This is a genomic window from Bradyrhizobium sp. PUT101, from assembly GCF_052043945.1.
In the GTDB taxonomy this organism is placed as follows: domain Bacteria; phylum Pseudomonadota; class Alphaproteobacteria; order Rhizobiales; family Xanthobacteraceae; genus Bradyrhizobium.
Map to the genome: position 1 here is coordinate 6,212,586 of NZ_CP197207.1, position 16,990 is coordinate 6,229,575.

The following is a 16,990-nucleotide window of genomic DNA, read 5'->3' on the forward strand; positions in this document are numbered from 1 at the left end:
GAAAGCCCCCGTACATCGGCACCGGCTATGCCCAGCCAAGGGAACGTTCCCGCACCTGCGAAGTTCCTTCCTCCGAACGTTACATATTCGACACGTCGGGGGACCGTCGCGATGCTGCCACTAGTTCTTCGCACATCGCCCGCATCCGCATGTCGTGATGGCGTTGCCCGGGAACCGAGGCGAAGCGGTCGATGTTCACTCGACCAGTAACGAAACGAAAATCAGCATAACGGGGCGATAGCCATATGGATCAGCTTTCTGGATACGCGCGCAGGCCATTTGCCTTTGTCTTGCGCTATCTCCGGCGTCGTCTCGCTTCGCATTCGGTGATCCTGGCCGCCGTCGTGGCGGCCGTTGCCTGCTCCGTGGGCACCCAGTACGGCGTCAAATCCCTGGTCGACAGCCTGTCCGCCGGACCGGGGCATGGCGGCAGCGTATGGCTGGCATTCATTCTTCTCATGTCGCTGATCGCGGCCGACAACTTCCTGTGGCGGATCGCGAGCTGGACGGCGAGCTTCACTTTCGTCCGTGTCACGGGTGATTTGCGCCGTGACATATTTCGTCATCTGACCGGGCATGCGCCGAGCTACTTCTCGGACCGGATGCCCGGCATGCTGACCAGCCGCATCACGGCGACGTCGAACGCGGTGTTCACCGTCGAGAACATGTTCGTCTGGAACGTGTTGCCGCCGTGCATCGCCACAATTGCGGCAATTGCGCTGATTGGAACCGTCAGTCCTTACATGGCCCTCGGCCTGGTTGTCGTTGCCGGCGGCATGGTGGTTGCGATGTTCCATCTGGCAGCCGCCGGCAAGCCGCTGCATGACGATTTCGCCGACAAGGCCGCGGTGGTTGACGGCGAGATGATCGACGTGATCAGCAACATGCCGCTGGTCCGTGCCTTCTGCGGCATCGGCCACGAGCATGAGCGGTTCGACGCGACGGTGAACCGGGAGCTCGCCGCGCGAAGCCGCAGCCTGCGTTATCTGGAAAAGCTGCGGCTGTTGCATGCCGCTATCACCGTGCTTTTGACGATCGCACTGATGGCCTGGGCCATCACGCTGTGGCAGAAGGGCCAGGCGACGACCGGCGATGTCGTGCTCGTCTGTACGCTTGGCATCTCCATCCTGAGCGCCACGCGCGATCTTGCGGTGGCGCTGGTCGACGTCACCCAGCACGTCGCACGCCTGACCGAGGCGATCGCCACGCTGCTGGTGCCGCACGAATTGCGCGACCACCCCGAGGCCGAGCCGCTGGTGAAGAGCGGCGCTGCAATCGCGTTCAACAACGTCACCTTCGGCTATCCCGGCGGCGATAAGATCTTCGAGCGGTTCAGCCTGCGCCTCCAGCCGGGCCAGCGCGTCGGCCTCGTCGGGCAGTCCGGCGGCGGCAAGTCGACCCTGTTCACGCTGCTCCAGCGCTTCTACGACGTCGACGAGGGCAGCATCACCGTCGACGGCCAGGACATCTCCAAGGTGACGCAGCTGAGCCTGCGCGAGGCGATTTCCGTCGTGCCGCAGGACATTTCCTTGTTTCATCGCTCCATTCGCGAGAACATCCGCTATGGCCGGCCGAGCGCGACCGACGACGAGGTGCTGCGTGCGGCGATCGCGGCGCGCTGCGACTTCGTCGAGAGCCTGCCTGACGGCCTCGACACCATGGTCGGCGACCGCGGTGTCAAGATGTCCGGCGGCCAGCGCCAGCGCATCGCCATCGCGCGTGCCTTCCTGAAGGATGCACCGATCCTGCTGCTGGACGAGGCGACTGCCGCGCTCGACAGCGAATCCGAGGAGGCCATCCGCGAGGCGCTGTCGCGCCTGATGCGCGGCCGCACCGTGATCGCGATCGCGCATCGGCTGGCGACGCTGCGCAATTTCGATCGCGTGGTCGTCTTGCGAAATGGTAAGATCATCGAGGACGGCTCGCCCGAGCGTCTGATGCAGGGCCACGGGCCTTATCGTGAGCTGGTCACGCAGGAAATGAGTCGGCTCGCGCAAGCTGCCGCGTAAACCAACAGTCGCGTTTGTCGAGTCGGTTGCGTTTTGAAACAGGCGCAGGGGAGCAGCTCATGTCGGCCGAAGCCGTCACCCAATTCGTCTCCGTGACGCGGACCTCGGAACAGGTCGCGGAACAGCCGTTCTATATCCCGATGACGGGGCCGTCGGCACGGCCACGGCGTTCGCTCAAGCACGACGACACTTTCATCGTGCTCGACAGCCATGGCGACATCGGCGCATCCGCCGGCGGGCCGGACGGCCTGTTCCATCACGATACGCGCTACCTCGCGCGGCTCGAGCTCGTGCTCGACGATCTCCAGCCGCTGCTGCTCGGCTCGAACCTGCGCGACGACAATTCCGCGTTGACCGTCGACCTCACCAATCCGGACATCTACCGGCAGGGCAGCCTCGTTCTGCAAAAGGACCTGCTGCACATCGTGCGCACGATCTTCCTGTGGCGCGGCACGGCCTATCAGCGCATCGGCGTGCAGAACCATGGCGACCGGCGCGCCAGCGTCGACCTGACGCTGCTGTTCGGCAACGACTTCGCCGACTTGTTCGAGGTCCGCGGGGAGCGGCGGCCGCGCCGCGGGATCGGAACCAGCCGGCTGCTCGGGCCGACCGACGTCCTGTTCGAATATCGCGGCCTCGACGAGGCCGAACGGGCCACCGGACTGCATTTCGACCCGCGTCCGACGCGGCTCTCGGCAAATGCCGCGACCTGGGAGCTCGACCTGGAGCCGCATCAGGCCAAATCGCTGTTCGTGGCCGTGTCCTGCAACCGGCCGGTGACGGAAAAGCCGGTGCGGTTCTTCCCAGGGCTGCTGGCGCACCGCCGCGAGATGCGGCAGTTGACCATGGGCGCGGCCAGCATCGAGACCTCCAACAACATCTTCAACGAGGTGCTGTGCCAGGCCATGGCCGACCTCAACATGCTGATGACCGAGACGCCGCAGGGGCGATACCCCTATGCCGGCATCCCCTGGTACTCGACGACGTTCGGTCGCGACGGCCTCATCACGGCGCTCCAGATGCTCTGGGTCGATCCGCGCGTCGCCAAGGGCGTCCTGCGCCGGCTCGCGCATTTCCAGGCCAGGGCGATCGACCCGCTCGCGGACGCTGCTCCGGGAAAGATCCTGCACGAGATGCGCGGAGGCGAGATGGCGGCACTCGGGGAGGTGCCGTTCGCGCATTATTACGGCAGCGTCGATTCGACCGCGCTGTTCGTGCTGCTCGCGGGAAGCTATTTCGAGCGCACCGGCGACGAGGCCACGTTGATCGAGCTGTGGCCGGCGATCGAGGCGGGGCTGGCCTGGATCGACGGCCCTGGTGATCCCGACCAGGACGGCTTCGTCGAATACCAGCGCGCGACCGAGAAGGGGCTGGCCAACCAGGGCTGGAAGGATTCCTACGACGCGATCTTCCATGCCGACGGCCAGCTTGCAGAGGGCAATATCGCGCTTGCGGAAGTCCAGGGCTACGTCTTTGCGGCCAAGCAGCTCGCCGCGCGTTGCGCGCTTCGGCTCGGCAAGCCGGACTGGGGACGCAAGCTCGAGACCGAAGCCAGGGCACTCGCCGAGCGCTTCGAGGAGGCGTTCTGGTGCGAGGAACTCGGCACCTATGCACTTGCGCTCGACGGCGAGAAGCGGCCCTGCAAGGTGCGGACCTCGAACGCCGGGCAGGTCCTGTTCAGCGGCATAATCCGCGAGGATCGCGCCCGCCTCGTCGCCGCCGATCTGATGCGGCCGCATTTCTTCTCCGGCTGGGGCATCCGCACCGTCGCGCAAGGCGAGGTGCGCTATAATCCGATGTCCTATCACGACGGGTCGATCTGGCCGCACGACAATGCGCTGATTGCGCTCGGGCTCGCGCGCTACGGCCTCAAGCATTCGGTGGCCCATGTCTTCAAGGGGCTGTTCGATGCGGCGACCTATATGGATCTGCGCCGGTTGCCTGAATTGTTCTGTGGCTTCCGGCGCGAGAAGCGGCGCGGCCCGACGCTCTATCCGGTCGCCTGCGCGCCGCAGGCCTGGGCCAGCGCGACGCCGTTCACGCTGCTGGAGGCGGCGCTCGGCCTCGAGTTCGACGTGGCGCGCGGCGAGATTCGCCTGCGCAATCCGCATCTGCCGGCGTTCCTCAACGAGGTGATCCTGCGCGATCTGCGCCTCGGCGAATCAAGCGTCGATCTTCGTGTCAGCCGCCACGACGACGACGTGGCGCTGGAGGTGATGCGCACACGCGGCCAGATCCAGGTCTCGATCGTGCTGGCGCGCTAGCGTTGCATCGTGAGGAGGGTGTCATGCGTGCGATCGGAGCGTTGATCCTGAGCGTGGCGATCGTGGTTGCCCTGACGGTCGCACCGTCGCGTGCCGCGGAGAATCAGCCCGCAGGCCCGAATGAAGCGAATGCGCCGCCGACGGCACAGCCGCCGGTCTCGACCGTTCCGGTGACGCCCAAGGACGCCGCGCCGCCGCCCTCGGTGACCATCATCGGTGCGAGCGAGGCCCACGGGGTGCTCGGCCGCGACGTTCGCAGCGCCGCCGGCGAGGACATGGGCCGTATCGTCGACGTCATCGTCGATCGCGCCGGCCATGTGCGCGCTGCGGCGATCGATTTCGGCGGCTTCCTCGGCGTCGGCAGCCGCAAGATCGTGGTGGACTGGAACGCGCTGCGCTTCGGCAAGATCGCCAACAAGAAGGACAGCATCACGCTGGAATTGACCAAGGCGCAGGTCGCGGCCGCGCCGGAATACAAGGAAGACACGCCGATCGTCGTGCTCGGCGCGTCCGGCAGCCTTCAGCCGCTGCAAGCGATCCAGTGAGGTGCCGGGAGGGCCCACCGCCTGTGCTGTTGTCAAGGAAGCCGAACCATGCGGATCGCAGCGCCCGCGCCGAACGGGACAACGTCGCTGCGCCGTCGGCCGCGGGTATTCCGGCGCCCTCGCGCCAGAGCCTGCGCGGCCTCGACTGGTTCATCTTCTTCCTCGCCGACGTGCAGACCGGCTTCGGTCCCTTCATCGCGGTCTATCTGACGACGCAGAAATGGACCCAGGTCGAGATCGGCCTCGTGCTGTCGATCGGCGGCATCGTCGCCTTGATCGGGCAGATGCCGGGCGGCGCGATCATCGATGCCGCGAAGTCGGAGCGTCTGGTCGCCGGCCTCGCGATTGCGACCATCGGCGCTTGCGCGCTTGCCTATGCCGCCATGCCGATCTTCCCCGTTGTGGTCGCCGCGGCCACCCTGCACGCGGCGGCGAGCTGCGTGCTCGGGCCGGCGATCGCCGCGATCAGCCTTGGGCTCGTCGGCCCGCTCGCGATCGGCGAGCGGCTCGGCCGCAACGCACGCTTCGCCTCGCTGGGCAATGGCGTCGCGGCGGCGGTGATGGGCACCGCGGGCTATCTCCTGTCGAGCCGCTCGGTCTTCCTGGTCACTTTCCTGCTCGCGATTCCGACCCTGATCGCGCTGTCGCGCATCCGCGAGAACGAAGTCGACATCAGGCGCTGTCACGGCGAGATGCCGCCTGAAGCCGCCGACCGCGGCGACACCAATATCTGGCACCTGATCCGGCAGCGTCCGCTCATCGTCTTCGCGCTCAGCGTGCTGTTGTTGCAGCTCGCGAACGCCGCGATGATGCCGCTGATCGCGAGCGCGGTGACGGCGCGGTCGAGCCAATGGGCGACCGTGCTCGTCGCCGCCTGCATCATCGTTCCGCAGGCGATCGTGGCGCTGTTGTCGCCGATGGTCGGGCGCCAGGCGCAAGTGTGGGGCCGGCGGCCCTTGCTGTTGATCGGATTCGGCGCCCTGACGATTCGCGGACTGCTGTTTGCGACCGTGCGCGATCCCTACCTGCTGGTGCTGGTGCAGGTGTTCGACGGCTTCACCGCCGCGGTGTTCGCCGTCATGATTCCGTTGATCGTGGCCGACGTCGCCTTCGGCAGCGGCCATTTCAACCTGGCGCAGGGGATCGTGGGGACTGCGACCGGCATCGGCGCATCGCTGAGCACGGTGCTCGGCGGCTATGTCAGCGACAAGTTCGGCAATGCCACTGCCTTTATCGGACTGTCCGGCGTCGCCGCAACGGGGCTCCTTCTGATCCTGCTGATGATGCCGGAAACCCGGCGCACGGCATGACCGCGGCAAAAGAAAAGGCCGGCCGAAGCGGGTTCGGCCGGCCAAGTCACGGGGGGAGAAAACCGATCAGGCGTCAAGATTGTGCAGGCGCTGGCGGTTGCGCAGCACGATCTGGCGGGCGCCGGAGAAGCCGAGAATGCCCTGGGCGTGAAGCTGCGACAGTGCGCGCGAGACGGTTTCGAGGGTGAGGCCGAGATAGTCGCCGATGTCGCGGCGGCACATCGGCAGCGCCATCATGCCGGCAACGGCGAGGCGGCGGTCCATCTCGAGCAGGAAGGTCGCAACGCGCTCCATCGCGGTCTTGCGGCCCAGCAGCAGCATGTGGTCCTCGGCATGACGAAGCTCACCGGCGGTCATCGCCCAGAGCTTGCGGGCAACCTGCACGTCGGTGCCGGCGGCCTTCTCGAGGCTCGCGCGCTTCACGAGGCGCACGGTGGTATCGATGATGGCTTCTGCGGCGAGGCGGTGAGTGGGACCGGATTCGAGGCCGAACACGTCGCCGGGAAGATGGAAGGCGCCGATCTGGCGACGGCCGTCGGAAAGGAGCTTGTAGCTGCTCACTGCGCCCGAGACGACCTGGTAGACATATTCGGACGGCTCGTCCTCGCCATAGATCTCCTCGTCCTTGCGATAGGAGAATTCCGTGGCGACAAGGCCGACATGGCCGGTGATTGCGCCGAACTGGTCGGTGACAGGATGGGCAGGAGCAATCTTGCCGACAATGTGGGTGTTGATCGCCTGGGTGTTGAGCGTCTGGGTCAGCATCTGCGCCATCTCCGTTGTGATGACGCTTTCGTACGCGGTATCGGAGGCTTCGAAAATTTCGAGCGATATCTTAAGGGGGGGGCCTTACGTAGAATCCCGTAGGTCAGGCGCGGGGGCGGTCCTGGATGGCGTGGCGGATGCACTTGACCAGGTTTTCTTCGAGAAGCGGCTTCAAAACCACGTCTTTGATGCCCGCCGTCGCCGCCCGGGCCGAGATGTTCTCGTCGGGATAGCCGGTGATCAGGACCACAGGCGCGTCGCGGTCGGATTTGCGCAAGCGCCCGGTCAGCTCGATGCCATTGATGTCCGGCATCTTGTAGTCGATGACGTAACAGTCCGGCCCGGGCGCGCCGCCGACGTTGAGCAGCGCCGTGCCGGTCCTGAAGGTCCGCACGGCGAAGCCGTCGGTCTCCAACAGGAACCGCAGGGATCCCAGAACGGCGGCATCATCGTCGACCACAAAGACGGTGAGTTGTGGGGAGGACGGCAGCCGCGCACGATGTGAGCTGACCTCGATCATGCTGGCTGGTTAGCACGGCGCCGGGAAGGCGCCTTGACCTGCCTCAATCGTTGAGCATGCCGGCCCGCATCGCCAGCCGGACCAGTTCCGAGAGGCTGCTCGCCTGCATCTTGGTCATGACGTTGGCCCGATAGACCTCGATGGTGCGCGGGCTGATGTCGTATTCGCGGGCGATCAGCTTGTTGGAAAGGCCCGCGACCAGCCCTTCCATGACCTGACGCTCCCGGGGGCTCAAGGACGCGACGCGGGCGGCGATGTCCTGCGCGACGGCTTCGTTCTTGGCGGCGGGCTCGGCCTGGCGGATCGCCGAATCGATCATGGCGGTGAGGCGGTCGTCATCGAACGGTTTTTCCAGGAAATCGACTGCCCCGAGCTTCATGGCTTCGACCGCGAGCGGCACGTCGCCATGACCGGTCATGATCACGATCGGGAAGGGGCTTTGCTGCGCCTTCATCCGCTTCAGCAGCTCGATCCCATCGAGGCCGGGCATGCGCACGTCGGAGACGACGCAGCCGAAGTCGAGGCCGGGCAGGGCTTCGAGAAAGGCGAGCGCGTCGTCGAACAGGGTGACGTCGAAGCCGGCGGAATCCAGCAGGAAGTTCAGCGAGTCCCGCATCGCTGCGTCGTCGTCGATGACGTAGACATTTCCCTTGGTCGCCATGATTCAACTCTCGTCGGTTGCCGGCAAGGTGAAGCGGAATGTCGCTCCGCCCGCCGCGTTGCTCTCGGCCCACATGCGGCCGCCATGAGCCTCGATGATCGAGCGACTGATGGACAGTCCCACGCCCATGCCGGTGTCTTTGGTGGTGAAGAAGGTCTGGAACAGGTTTGGAATGACGTCGTCCCGGAAGCCGATGCCGGTGTCTGAGACCTCCACCTCGATCATGTCGTCGCCGACACGGGTGTTGGCAACGACGAGCTCGCGATGCGGCGACTGCGCCATCGCTTCGAGCGCGTTGCGGAACAGGTTCACCAGCACCTGCTGAATCTGCACGCGGTCGGCGAGGACGAGATCGGCGTCGGGATCGAGGCTGAAGCGGAGCTGCACGTTCTGCTCGCGCGCGCCGGCGAGCCCGAGCGCGCCGGCTTCCTCGATCAGCTTGGACAGGCTCTCGACCCGCTTCTCCGACTCGCCGCGGGACACGAAGTCGCGCAGCCGGCGGATGATCTGGCCGGCGCGCAAGGCCTGCTCCGCCGCCCGATCCAGCGCACTCTCGATTTTCGGCGTGTTGGGATCGCTGCTGCCCGCGAGGAGGCGCCGCGATCCCTTCATGTAATTGCTGATCGCCGCCAGCGGCTGGTTGAGCTCGTGGGCGAGAGCGGAGGCCATTTCGCCCATTGCGGTCAACCGCGACACGTGCACAAGCTCGGCTTGCAGTTCCTGCAGCCGCGCCTGGGTCTGCTGGTGCTCGGTGAGGTCCCGTACGAAGCCGGTGAAATGGGGCTCGCCCGCGCGTTGCGTCTGCCCGACCGAGAGGTGCATCGGGAAAGTCGTGCCGTTGCGGCGCTTGCCCGTCACAATCCGGCCGATGCCGATAATGTGCGGATCGTTCGTCCTGAGATAGCGCGCAAGATAGCTGTCGTGACGCGACTGATCGGGCTCAGGCATGAGAATGCTCACGTTCCGACCAATGGCTTCCTGCCTGCTGTAGCCGAACAGCCGCTCCGCGGCGCTACTGAAGAGCTGCATGATGCCGCGTGAATCGATGACGATCATGGCGTCGGGCACCGTTTCGAGAATCGAGCGAAGATGACTCTCCTGGGAGCGCAGGGCCTCCTCGAGCTGCTTTTCCTCGTTGATGTCGAGGAATATTCCGCTGAGGTGGCGCGGCGTGCCCGAATCGTCCCGGATCACGCCGGCCCTGGCTCGGATCCATTGGCCGTTTCCGGACGCGCCGCCGACCTTGAAGGACAGGTCAAGTCCCCCGCCGCCTTCCGAGGCGCGCCCGATCTCCTTCAGGAGGTGGTCCCGATCGCCCGGTTCCAGCAGCGAAAGAAAGAGGTCGTAGCTGACGGCCTGGTCCCGCTCGAGGCCAAACAGCCGCTTGGCCATCTCCGACCATTCAAGCTCGCGCGTCCGCAGGTCAAAGTCCCAGGTGCCCACCCCGAATCCCTCGATGCGGCCCCGGAAATGCTCGCCCCGACCGTCGTCTGTTGGATGGGTCACACGGGTCGGCGTCAAGCTCTGCTCCTATCCTCGGCGGGAGGCAGGATACCTTTACCGCTCCCGCAATTTCGCCCAAGGCTCGCTCCGAGGCAAGCGCAGACGTTGAATTCGCTGGCGGATTTCCTACTGAACGACGAGGGAGCCAGAAGCGCTTGTTTTGATCTATCTCAGCCTGTCGCGCGGCAGCAGGTTTAGGATTCGATCAAATTTGGTGATGCTGGAGATACCCGATGACATACGCGACCGTCATGGTCAGCTTGGCTCTCGATCAGCCTAACGAGGCGCGTCTTCAGGTCGCGGGGGAGCTCGCCGAGCGATTCGAGGCTGCCATCATCGGAGTCGCCGCGGCGCAGTTCGCGCCGCCGCTCTATTTCGCCGACGGCACCGAGGCGCAGGCGCTGATCGATGAGGGCGAAGCTTCGGTCAAGCGACGGCTGGCCGACCTGGAAGCACAATTCCGCGCAGCGACGAAGAATCGCGGCGGGCACGTCGAGTGGCGCAACGCGATGGATTTTCCGACGCGATTCGTCCTGGCGCAGGCGCGTTGCGCCGACATCGTCGTCAGCGGAGGGCGGAGCCCGGCCTTCTCCGATGCTTTCTCGCTCGCGAGCCCCAAGGATCTGGTGCTGCAGGCCGGCCGTCCGCTTCTCGTCGTCCCCGATCGGGTCAACTGGCTCGACCTGCGCAACGTGCTGGTGGCGTGGAAGGACGCGCCGGAGGCGCGGCGGGCGGTGGCCGACGCGCTGCCGATGCTGCGCAAGGCGAGGGACGTCACCATCGTTGAAATTCCAGAGCAGGGCAACGACCGTTCGGCCGTGATGGCCGGCGTCATCGACGTTGCCGCCTGGCTCGGCCGTCACGGCGTTACCGCGACCGCACGCGTCTCGGAGGCCGCAAGAGACGAAAGCCCCGCGGCGCATCTGGAGAAGGTCGCCGGCGACGTCGGCGCCGGCCTGATCGTCGCGGGCGCTTATGGTCATTCGAGGTTTCGCGAACTGATTCTCGGGGGCGTCACCCAGCATCTGGTCACGCAAACCGCCCGCAGCGTGCTGCTGTCGCACTGACCGTCGGCCGGTCGGTATCGAATCGAGGAGGACGCGTCGTGTATAAATTTCTTGAACAGACTGTCGACGGCTACATGACGCGCAACGTCAAAACGGTGCAGCGCGGCCTCGACTTGTTTCAGCTCAGCGAGATGTTCGAGGCCGACGATTTCAACTCCTATCCGGTCGAAGACGACGGGCAGGTGGTCGGTATCGTCACCAAGTTCGACATCTTGAAGTGCTTCGCCTTCACGCCGAGCCAGATGTTGCCGCGCTACGATGACCTGATGAGACGCAAGATCGGCGACGTCATGACTCCCGAGTTCATCTATGTCAGCCCCGACACGCGGCTGACACGTGTGCTCCAGATCATGGTCGAGCACCGCATCAGGAGCATCATCGTGCTCGACGGTGCACAGAAGCTGGTCGGCATCATTGCCCGCGAGGACGTCATCGCGGCGCTCAAGGCGACGGCGCGGGAGTGAGGAGGATCTCCGTGATTTTACGGAGAGGTTTCTCTTCTTCCCTTCTACCCTTGTGGGAGCTGGTGGCACAGGCTGCCTTCGGCCGCCCGTCCTCGAGAACGCCGGCTATGGCCGAATGAGCGGCCTGTCTCCACGGAGACATTTTCACTGCGGAGCTGACTCCTCACCCAAACGAGTTCGCCGCGCCTTTCTCGCTGCCTTCTACCACAAGGGGGAAAGGGCACTTCAACTGCCGGCGTGGCTCACATTAACAGAAATCCATCCAGCTTGATTTCAATCAATTCCCCGCGAGGGTGAATGTGATTTCTGGCAGCGAGTTCTTTCAGAGAGAATCCGCATGAGCCAGCCCTCCATCTCCAAATCCATGACCATCGGTGAAAGCGGCTTGGCTGTCGTATTCGCAGTCACCGCTTTCCTTTGCGTGATCGCCTCGGCCAAGGCGCTCGATGCGCCCTTCGCCTTCCATGCCGCGCTCGGCGCGGCGGCGAGCCTGGCTGCGGTGTTCTTCATCGTCAACCGCTACTTCGAACGGCCGGCGGCGCTGCCGCCCCAGGAAATCAACGGCCGCCCGAACTACAACATGGGGCCCATCAAGTTCTCCGCCTTCATGGCGATGTTCTGGGGCATTGCCGGATTCCTCGTCGGCCTCATCATCGCCTCGCAGCTGGCCTGGCCCGCGCTGAACTTCGATCTGCCCTGGACCAGCTTCGGCCGCCTGCGGCCGCTGCACACCTCCGCCGTGATCTTCGCCTTCGGCGGCAACGTGTTGATCTCGACCTCCTTCTACGTGGTGCAGAAGTCCTGCCGAGCGCGCCTTGCCGGCGACCTCGCGCCGTGGTTCGTCGTGGTGGGCTACAACTTCTTCATTCTGATCGCCGGCACCGGCTATCTGCTCGGCGTCACCCAGTCGAAGGAATATGCCGAGCCGGAATGGTACGCCGATCTGTGGCTGACCATCGTCTGGGTCGCCTATCTGCTCGTGTTCCTTGCCACCATCTTCAAGCGCAAGGAGCCGCACATCTTCGTCGCGAACTGGTTCTATCTCGCCTTCATCGTGACGATCGCGGTCCTGCATCTCGGCAACAATCCGGCGCTCCCCGTCTCGGTGTTCGGCTCGAAGTCCTACGTCGCCTGGGGCGGCATCCAGGACGCCATGTTCCAGTGGTGGTACGGCCACAACGCGGTCGGCTTCTTCCTGACCGCCGGCTTCCTCGCCATCATGTACTACTTCATCCCGAAGCGCGCCGAGCGGCCGATCTATTCCTACCGGCTCTCGATCATCCACTTCTGGGCGCTGATCTTCCTCTACATCTGGGCCGGCCCGCACCATCTGCACTATACGGCGCTGCCGGACTGGACGCAGACGCTGGGCATGACCTTCTCGATCATGCTGTGGATGCCCTCCTGGGGCGGCATGATCAACGGCCTGATGACGCTGTCGGGCGCGTGGGACAAGCTGCGCACCGATCCCGTGCTGCGCATGCTCGTGGTCTCCGTCGCCTTCTACGGCATGTCGACCTTCGAAGGCCCGATGATGTCGATCAAGGTGGTCAACTCGCTCAGCCACTACACCGACTGGACCATCGGCCACGTGCACTCCGGCGCGCTCGGCTGGGTCGGCTTCGTCTCCTTCGGCGCGCTCTACTGCCTGGTGCCGTGGGCCTGGAATCGCAAGGGCCTCTACAGCCTGAAGCTCGTCAACTGGCACTTCTGGATCGCCACCCTCGGCATCGTTCTCTACATCTCGGCGATGTGGGTGTCCGGCATCCTCCAGGGCCTGATGTGGCGCGCCTACACCTCGCTCGGCTTCCTCGAATATTCCTTCATCGAGACCGTCGAGGCGATGCATCCCTTCTACATCATCCGCGCCGCCGGCGGTGGGCTGTTCCTGATCGGCGCGCTGATCATGGCCTACAATCTCTGGATGACGGTTCGCGTTGGCGAGGCGGAAGTCCAGATGCCCGTCGCTCTTCAGCCGGCGGAATGAGGAGCTAAAGAAATGTCGTTCTGGACACGCCACCAAATCTTCGAAAAGAACTCGATCATCCTGGTCGTCGGCATCCTGCTGGTGATCGCGATCGGCGGTCTCGTCGAGATCACGCCGCTGTTCTACCTCAAGAGCACGATCGAGAAGGTCGACGGGGTTAGGCCCTACACGCCGCTGGAGCTCGCCGGACGGAACATCTATGTCCGCGAGGGCTGCTATCTCTGCCATTCGCAGATGGTCCGGCCCTTGCGCGACGAGGTCGAGCGCTACGGTCACTTCTCGCTCGCCGCCGAGAGCATGTTCGACCACCCGTTCCAGTGGGGCTCCAAGCGCACCGGTCCGGATCTCGCCCGCGTCGGCGCCAAATATTCCGACGACTGGCACGTCACCCATCTGACCAACCCGCGCGCGATCGTGCCGCAGTCGGTGATGCCGGGCTATCCGTTCCTCAGCAAGACCGAGATCGACCCGGATGCGATCTCAGGCGACATGCGCACGCTCAGGACCGTCGGCGTACCCTATAGCGACGAGCAGATCGCCAACGCAGCCGCCGACCTGAAGGCCCAGGCCGATCCGGACAATGCCGGCACCGATGCCTTCGGCAAGCGCTATGCCAAGGCCGTCGTGCGCAATTTCGACGGCAAGGTCGGCACGCCGACGGAGATGGACGCGCTGATCGCGTACCTGCAGATGCTCGGCACGCTGGTCGACTTCAAGATCTACAACGAGAAAGCCAATCTTCGCTGAGAAGGCATGAACGATGAAAGCCATCCTGACCGTCCATAATCTTGCGTCCGATCTCGTGACGACGATCTGGACACCGGTGTTCGTCGCGATCTTTCTCGCGATCGTCGCCTACGCTTTTTGGCCCCGTAACAAGGCTGTGTTCGATAAAGCAGCGCACCTGCCGTTGCGGGAGGAGTAGAGAACCATGACCGATCATTCTAGCGACATCGATTCCGTCTCCGGCACGTCCACGACCGGACACGAGTGGGACGGCATCAAGGAGCTCAACACGCCGCTGCCGCGCTGGTGGGTGATCACCTTCTATCTCACCATCGTCTGGTCGATCGGCTACTGGATCGTCTATCCGGCCTGGCCGCTGATCTCCAGCAACACCATCGGCGTGTTCGGCTACTCCTCGCGCGCAGACGTCGCGGTCGAGCTCGCCAACCTCGAGAGGATCCGCGGTGACAAGATGGTGGCACTGGGTGCGGCCTCGCTCGCCGACATCGAGAAGGATCCGGCTCTGCTGGCGCTCGCCCGCGCCAAGGGCAAGACCGTGTTCGGCGACAATTGCGCGCCGTGCCACGGCTCCGGCGCCGCCGGCGCCAAGGGCTATCCGAACCTGAACGACGACGACTGGCTGTGGGGCGGCTCGCTCGACCAGATCATGCAGACCATCCAGTTCGGCGCGCGTTCCGGTCATGCCAAGACGCATGAGGGCCAGATGCTCGCCTTCGGCAAGGACGGCGTGCTGAAGCCGGACGAGATCGTCACGGTCGCCAATTACGTGCGCTCGCTGTCTGGCCTTTCGACCCGCAACGGCTACGACGCCGCCAAGGGCGAGAAGATCTTTGCGGAGAATTGCGCCGCCTGTCACGGCGATGCCGGCAAGGGTAACCAGGAGCTCGGCGCACCGAACCTGACCGACAAGATCTGGCTGTACGGCTCCGACGAGGCGAGCCTGATCGAAACCATCGGCCAGGGCCGCGCCGGTGTGATGCCGGCCTGGGAAGGCCGGCTCGATCCCGCCACCATCAAGGCGATGGCGGTCTATGTCCACTCGCTCGGCGGCGGCAAATAGCCGATCCATGACCGACGACTTCCGGCGGGGGCGAAGAAAAGCGCCCCCGTTTGCGTTGGATCAAGGGACTTTCCGGCGTCGGGTCTAGGTTTAATCGCACCTCTTGAAAGATTCAGCGATGAACAAGGCCGTCAATCCGAACGAACTGAAGCCTGCGGACGACAGCGGGCCGCTCTACGCGGCGCGCAAGAAGGTGTACCCCCAGAGCGTCTCGGGCACGTTTCGGCGGATCAAATGGGCCCTGATGGCGATCTGCCTCGGCGTCTACTATTTCCTGCCGTTCGTCCGCTGGAACCGGGGCCTCGGCGCCCCCAGCCAAGCGGTCCTGATCGATCTTCCCAACAGCCGTTTCTATTTCTTCTTCATCGAGCTGTGGCCGCAGGAGGTCTACTACTTCACCGGCCTGCTGATCGTGGCCGCGGTGGCGCTGTTCCTGATGAACTCGGTCGGCGGCCGCATCTGGTGCGGCTATCTCTGTCCGCAGACGGTGTGGACCGACCTGTTCTATGCCGTCGAACGTCTGGTCGAGGGGGACCGGCGCGAGCGGATGAAGAAGGATAAATCGTCCGATCCGCTGAAGCTGGAGCGCATCTCCGAGATCGTGCTCAAGCATTCGATCTGGCTCATGATCGCCTGGTGGACAGGCGGCGCCTGGGTGCTCTATTTCAACGATGCACCGACCCTGGTGAAGGAGCTCGTCACCTTCCAGGCGCCGATGATCGCCTATATCTGGATCGGCATCCTCACCGCGACGACCTACCTCCTCGCCGGCTTCATGCGCGAGCAGGTCTGCACCTATATGTGCCCGTGGCCGCGGATCCAGGCGGCGCTCACGGACGAATGGGCGCTCAACGTCACGTATCGCTACGACCGCGGCGAGAAGCGCACGTCGGTCAAGAAGGCGGCCGAGCTGCGCGCGCTCGGCCAGCAGGTCGGCGATTGCGTCGACTGCTACCAATGCGTCGCGGTCTGCCCGACCGGCATCGACATCCGCAACGGACCACAGCTCGAATGCATCCAGTGCGGGCTCTGCATCGACGCCTGCGACAACGTGATGGCGAAGATCGGCCGGCCGACGCGCCTGATCGGCTACGACAACGACATCAACATCCACCGCCGCCAGGAAGGCAAGGCGCCGATCTACCGCATCGTCCGCGCCCGCACCATCGTCTACAGCGCGATCATCGCGGCGGTCGGCGGCATCATGATCTACACGCTCGCGACCCGCAGTCTGCTCGACGTCAACGTGCTGCACGACCGCAATCCGGTTGCGGTCAAGCTCAGCGACGGCTCGATCCGCAACGCCTACACGGTGCGGCTGCTCAACAAGAGCGGCTATGACCGCGTCGTCGCGATCGACGCCGACGGGCCGGTCAATTCGACCATTCACGTCGTCGGCGTCGATTCGGTGACCCCGGATCGGCCGATGATCGTGATCCCGCGCGACTCGACGAGCGAGTTCCGCCTTCTCGTCACCGCGCCGGTCGACAACAATCCGGAGAAGTCGATTCCGGTCCACTTCCACGTCACGGACATCGGACTCGGCGTCGTCGCTTCCGCCACCGACAATTTCGTCTCGCCTTAAAGGATCAGGAGACTGCCATGGCTTCCAAGCCTCTGACCGGAACCAAGGTCCTGCTGATGCTGGTCGCATTCTTCGGCGTCGTGATCGGCGTCAACGCGACCATGATGAAGCTCGCGATCGCGACGCTGCCCGGCACCGACGTCGACAGCCCCTACGCCGCGGGCCTCGTCTATGACCGCGAGATCTCAGCGGCGCAGGACCAGGCCGCGCGCAAATGGAAGGTCAACGCCCATATCGAGCGCCGCAACGACGGCGGCGCATCGGTCCAGGTCGAAGCCCGCGATGCCGGCGGCCAGCCGATCTCCGGGCTGAAGTTCGGCGGCCGGCTGGAGCGGCCGACCGACAAGCGCGCCGATCTCGCCGTCGAGCTGACCGAATCCGGCATCGGCCTCTATCGCGGCAGTGCCGCGTCCGTCGCGCCGGGCCAATGGGACCTGGTGATCGAGGGCGAGTCGCGGGGAGCGCGCGTGTTCCTGTCGCGCAACCGCGTAATCCTGAACTGA

The 16,990-nt window shown here is 64.7% G+C and carries 16 protein-coding genes; 12 read left to right on the forward strand and 4 right to left on the reverse strand.

Annotated elements, in window-relative coordinates; all coding sequences use genetic code 11:
- Positions 1-245 precede the first annotated feature (245 nt).
- The 4 genes from ACSHT2_RS29780 to ACSHT2_RS29795 are packed head-to-tail and all read left to right on the forward strand — an operon-like array spanning position 246 to position 6,128.
- Positions 246-2,009, forward strand: coding sequence for an ABC transporter ATP-binding protein (locus ACSHT2_RS29780; RefSeq protein WP_440638351.1), 1,764 nt, complete (start codon positions 246-248; stop codon positions 2,007-2,009).
- Positions 2,010-2,068: 59 nt separating this feature from the next.
- Positions 2,069-4,273, forward strand: a complete 2,205-nt coding sequence (locus ACSHT2_RS29785; protein WP_440638352.1) for an amylo-alpha-1,6-glucosidase — start codon at positions 2,069-2,071, stop codon at positions 4,271-4,273.
- 23 nt (positions 4,274-4,296) lie between these two features.
- Positions 4,297-4,818, forward strand: coding sequence for a PRC-barrel domain-containing protein (locus ACSHT2_RS29790; protein ID WP_440638353.1), 522 nt, complete (start codon positions 4,297-4,299; stop codon positions 4,816-4,818).
- Between the two features lie 23 nt (positions 4,819-4,841).
- The gene (locus ACSHT2_RS29795; RefSeq protein ID WP_440638354.1) at positions 4,842-6,128 is read left to right on the forward strand and encodes an MFS transporter; all 1,287 of its coding nucleotides are present in this window, start codon (positions 4,842-4,844) and stop codon (positions 6,126-6,128) included.
- Between the two features lie 66 nt (positions 6,129-6,194).
- Here ACSHT2_RS29795 and ACSHT2_RS29800 read toward each other — a convergent pair whose 3' ends face one another.
- From ACSHT2_RS29800 to fixL, 4 genes are all read right to left on the reverse strand, one after another.
- The gene (locus tag ACSHT2_RS29800; protein WP_319331979.1) at positions 6,195-6,893 is read right to left on the reverse strand and encodes a helix-turn-helix domain-containing protein; all 699 of its coding nucleotides are present in this window, start codon (positions 6,891-6,893) and stop codon (positions 6,195-6,197) included.
- A gap of 103 nt (positions 6,894-6,996) precedes the next feature.
- Positions 6,997-7,413, reverse strand: a complete 417-nt coding sequence (locus ACSHT2_RS29805; protein WP_440638356.1) for a response regulator transcription factor — start codon at positions 7,411-7,413, stop codon at positions 6,997-6,999.
- 43 nt (positions 7,414-7,456) lie between these two features.
- The gene (fixJ, locus tag ACSHT2_RS29810) at positions 7,457-8,074 is read right to left on the reverse strand and encodes a response regulator FixJ (protein ID WP_440638357.1); all 618 of its coding nucleotides are present in this window, start codon (positions 8,072-8,074) and stop codon (positions 7,457-7,459) included.
- A 3-nt stretch (positions 8,075-8,077) separates the two neighbouring features.
- Positions 8,078-9,595 carry a sensor protein FixL gene (gene fixL, locus ACSHT2_RS29815; RefSeq protein WP_440638359.1) on the reverse strand — a complete coding sequence of 506 codons (1,518 nt, stop codon included), beginning with the start codon at positions 9,593-9,595 and terminating at the stop codon, positions 8,078-8,080.
- 215 nt (positions 9,596-9,810) lie between these two features.
- On the opposite strand from fixL, the gene ACSHT2_RS29820 reads away from it, so the two are divergent.
- From ACSHT2_RS29820 to ACSHT2_RS29855, 8 genes are all read left to right on the forward strand, one after another.
- Positions 9,811-10,644: a universal stress protein gene (locus tag ACSHT2_RS29820; RefSeq protein WP_440638360.1), complete on the forward strand. Its 834-nt coding sequence runs from the start codon at positions 9,811-9,813 to the stop codon at positions 10,642-10,644.
- A 38-nt stretch (positions 10,645-10,682) separates the two neighbouring features.
- Entirely contained in the window at positions 10,683-11,108 is a 426-nt protein-coding gene (locus ACSHT2_RS29825; RefSeq protein WP_319331986.1) for a CBS domain-containing protein, read from the forward strand.
- A 337-nt stretch (positions 11,109-11,445) separates the two neighbouring features.
- Complete coding sequence (gene ccoN / locus ACSHT2_RS29830; RefSeq protein ID WP_440638361.1) at positions 11,446-13,095, forward strand: cytochrome-c oxidase, cbb3-type subunit I; 1,650 nt, start codon at positions 11,446-11,448, stop codon at positions 13,093-13,095.
- A gap of 12 nt (positions 13,096-13,107) precedes the next feature.
- The gene (gene ccoO, locus ACSHT2_RS29835) at positions 13,108-13,842 is read left to right on the forward strand and encodes a cytochrome-c oxidase, cbb3-type subunit II (RefSeq protein ID WP_440638362.1); all 735 of its coding nucleotides are present in this window, start codon (positions 13,108-13,110) and stop codon (positions 13,840-13,842) included.
- A 13-nt stretch (positions 13,843-13,855) separates the two neighbouring features.
- Complete coding sequence (locus tag ACSHT2_RS29840; RefSeq protein ID WP_028179361.1) at positions 13,856-14,020, forward strand: cbb3-type cytochrome oxidase subunit 3; 165 nt, start codon at positions 13,856-13,858, stop codon at positions 14,018-14,020.
- Positions 14,021-14,026: 6 nt separating this feature from the next.
- The gene (ccoP, locus tag ACSHT2_RS29845; protein WP_440638363.1) at positions 14,027-14,902 is read left to right on the forward strand and encodes a cytochrome-c oxidase, cbb3-type subunit III; all 876 of its coding nucleotides are present in this window, start codon (positions 14,027-14,029) and stop codon (positions 14,900-14,902) included.
- 118 nt (positions 14,903-15,020) lie between these two features.
- Entirely contained in the window at positions 15,021-16,487 is a 1,467-nt protein-coding gene (ccoG, locus tag ACSHT2_RS29850; RefSeq protein ID WP_440638364.1) for a cytochrome c oxidase accessory protein CcoG, read from the forward strand.
- A gap of 17 nt (positions 16,488-16,504) precedes the next feature.
- A complete protein-coding gene (locus tag ACSHT2_RS29855; RefSeq protein WP_319333800.1) occupies positions 16,505-16,990 on the forward strand; it encodes a FixH family protein in 486 nt (161 codons plus the stop codon).

Excerpts from the sequence above, each read along its gene's own strand:
- ACSHT2_RS29780 (WP_440638351.1), top strand. The coding sequence starts at position 246 with ATGGATCAGCTTTCTGGATACGCGCGCAGGCCATTTGCCTTTGTCTTG.
- ACSHT2_RS29785 (WP_440638352.1), top strand. The coding sequence starts at position 2,069 with ATGTCGGCCGAAGCCGTCACCCAATTCGTCTCCGTGACGCGGACCTCG.
- ACSHT2_RS29790 (WP_440638353.1), top strand. The coding sequence starts at position 4,297 with ATGCGTGCGATCGGAGCGTTGATCCTGAGCGTGGCGATCGTGGTTGCC.
- ACSHT2_RS29800 (WP_319331979.1), bottom strand. The coding sequence starts at position 6,893 with ATGCTGACCCAGACGCTCAACACCCAGGCGATCAACACCCACATTGTC.
- ACSHT2_RS29805 (WP_440638356.1), bottom strand. The coding sequence starts at position 7,413 with ATGATCGAGGTCAGCTCACATCGTGCGCGGCTGCCGTCCTCCCCACAA.
- fixJ (WP_440638357.1), bottom strand. The coding sequence starts at position 8,074 with ATGGCGACCAAGGGAAATGTCTACGTCATCGACGACGACGCAGCGATG.
- ACSHT2_RS29820 (WP_440638360.1), top strand. The coding sequence starts at position 9,811 with ATGACATACGCGACCGTCATGGTCAGCTTGGCTCTCGATCAGCCTAAC.
- ccoN (WP_440638361.1), top strand. The coding sequence starts at position 11,446 with ATGAGCCAGCCCTCCATCTCCAAATCCATGACCATCGGTGAAAGCGGC.
- ccoO (WP_440638362.1), top strand. The coding sequence starts at position 13,108 with ATGTCGTTCTGGACACGCCACCAAATCTTCGAAAAGAACTCGATCATC.
- ACSHT2_RS29840 (WP_028179361.1), top strand. The coding sequence starts at position 13,856 with ATGAAAGCCATCCTGACCGTCCATAATCTTGCGTCCGATCTCGTGACG.
- ccoP (WP_440638363.1), top strand. The coding sequence starts at position 14,027 with ATGACCGATCATTCTAGCGACATCGATTCCGTCTCCGGCACGTCCACG.
- ccoG (WP_440638364.1), top strand. The coding sequence starts at position 15,021 with ATGAACAAGGCCGTCAATCCGAACGAACTGAAGCCTGCGGACGACAGC.
- ACSHT2_RS29855 (WP_319333800.1), top strand. The coding sequence starts at position 16,505 with ATGGCTTCCAAGCCTCTGACCGGAACCAAGGTCCTGCTGATGCTGGTC.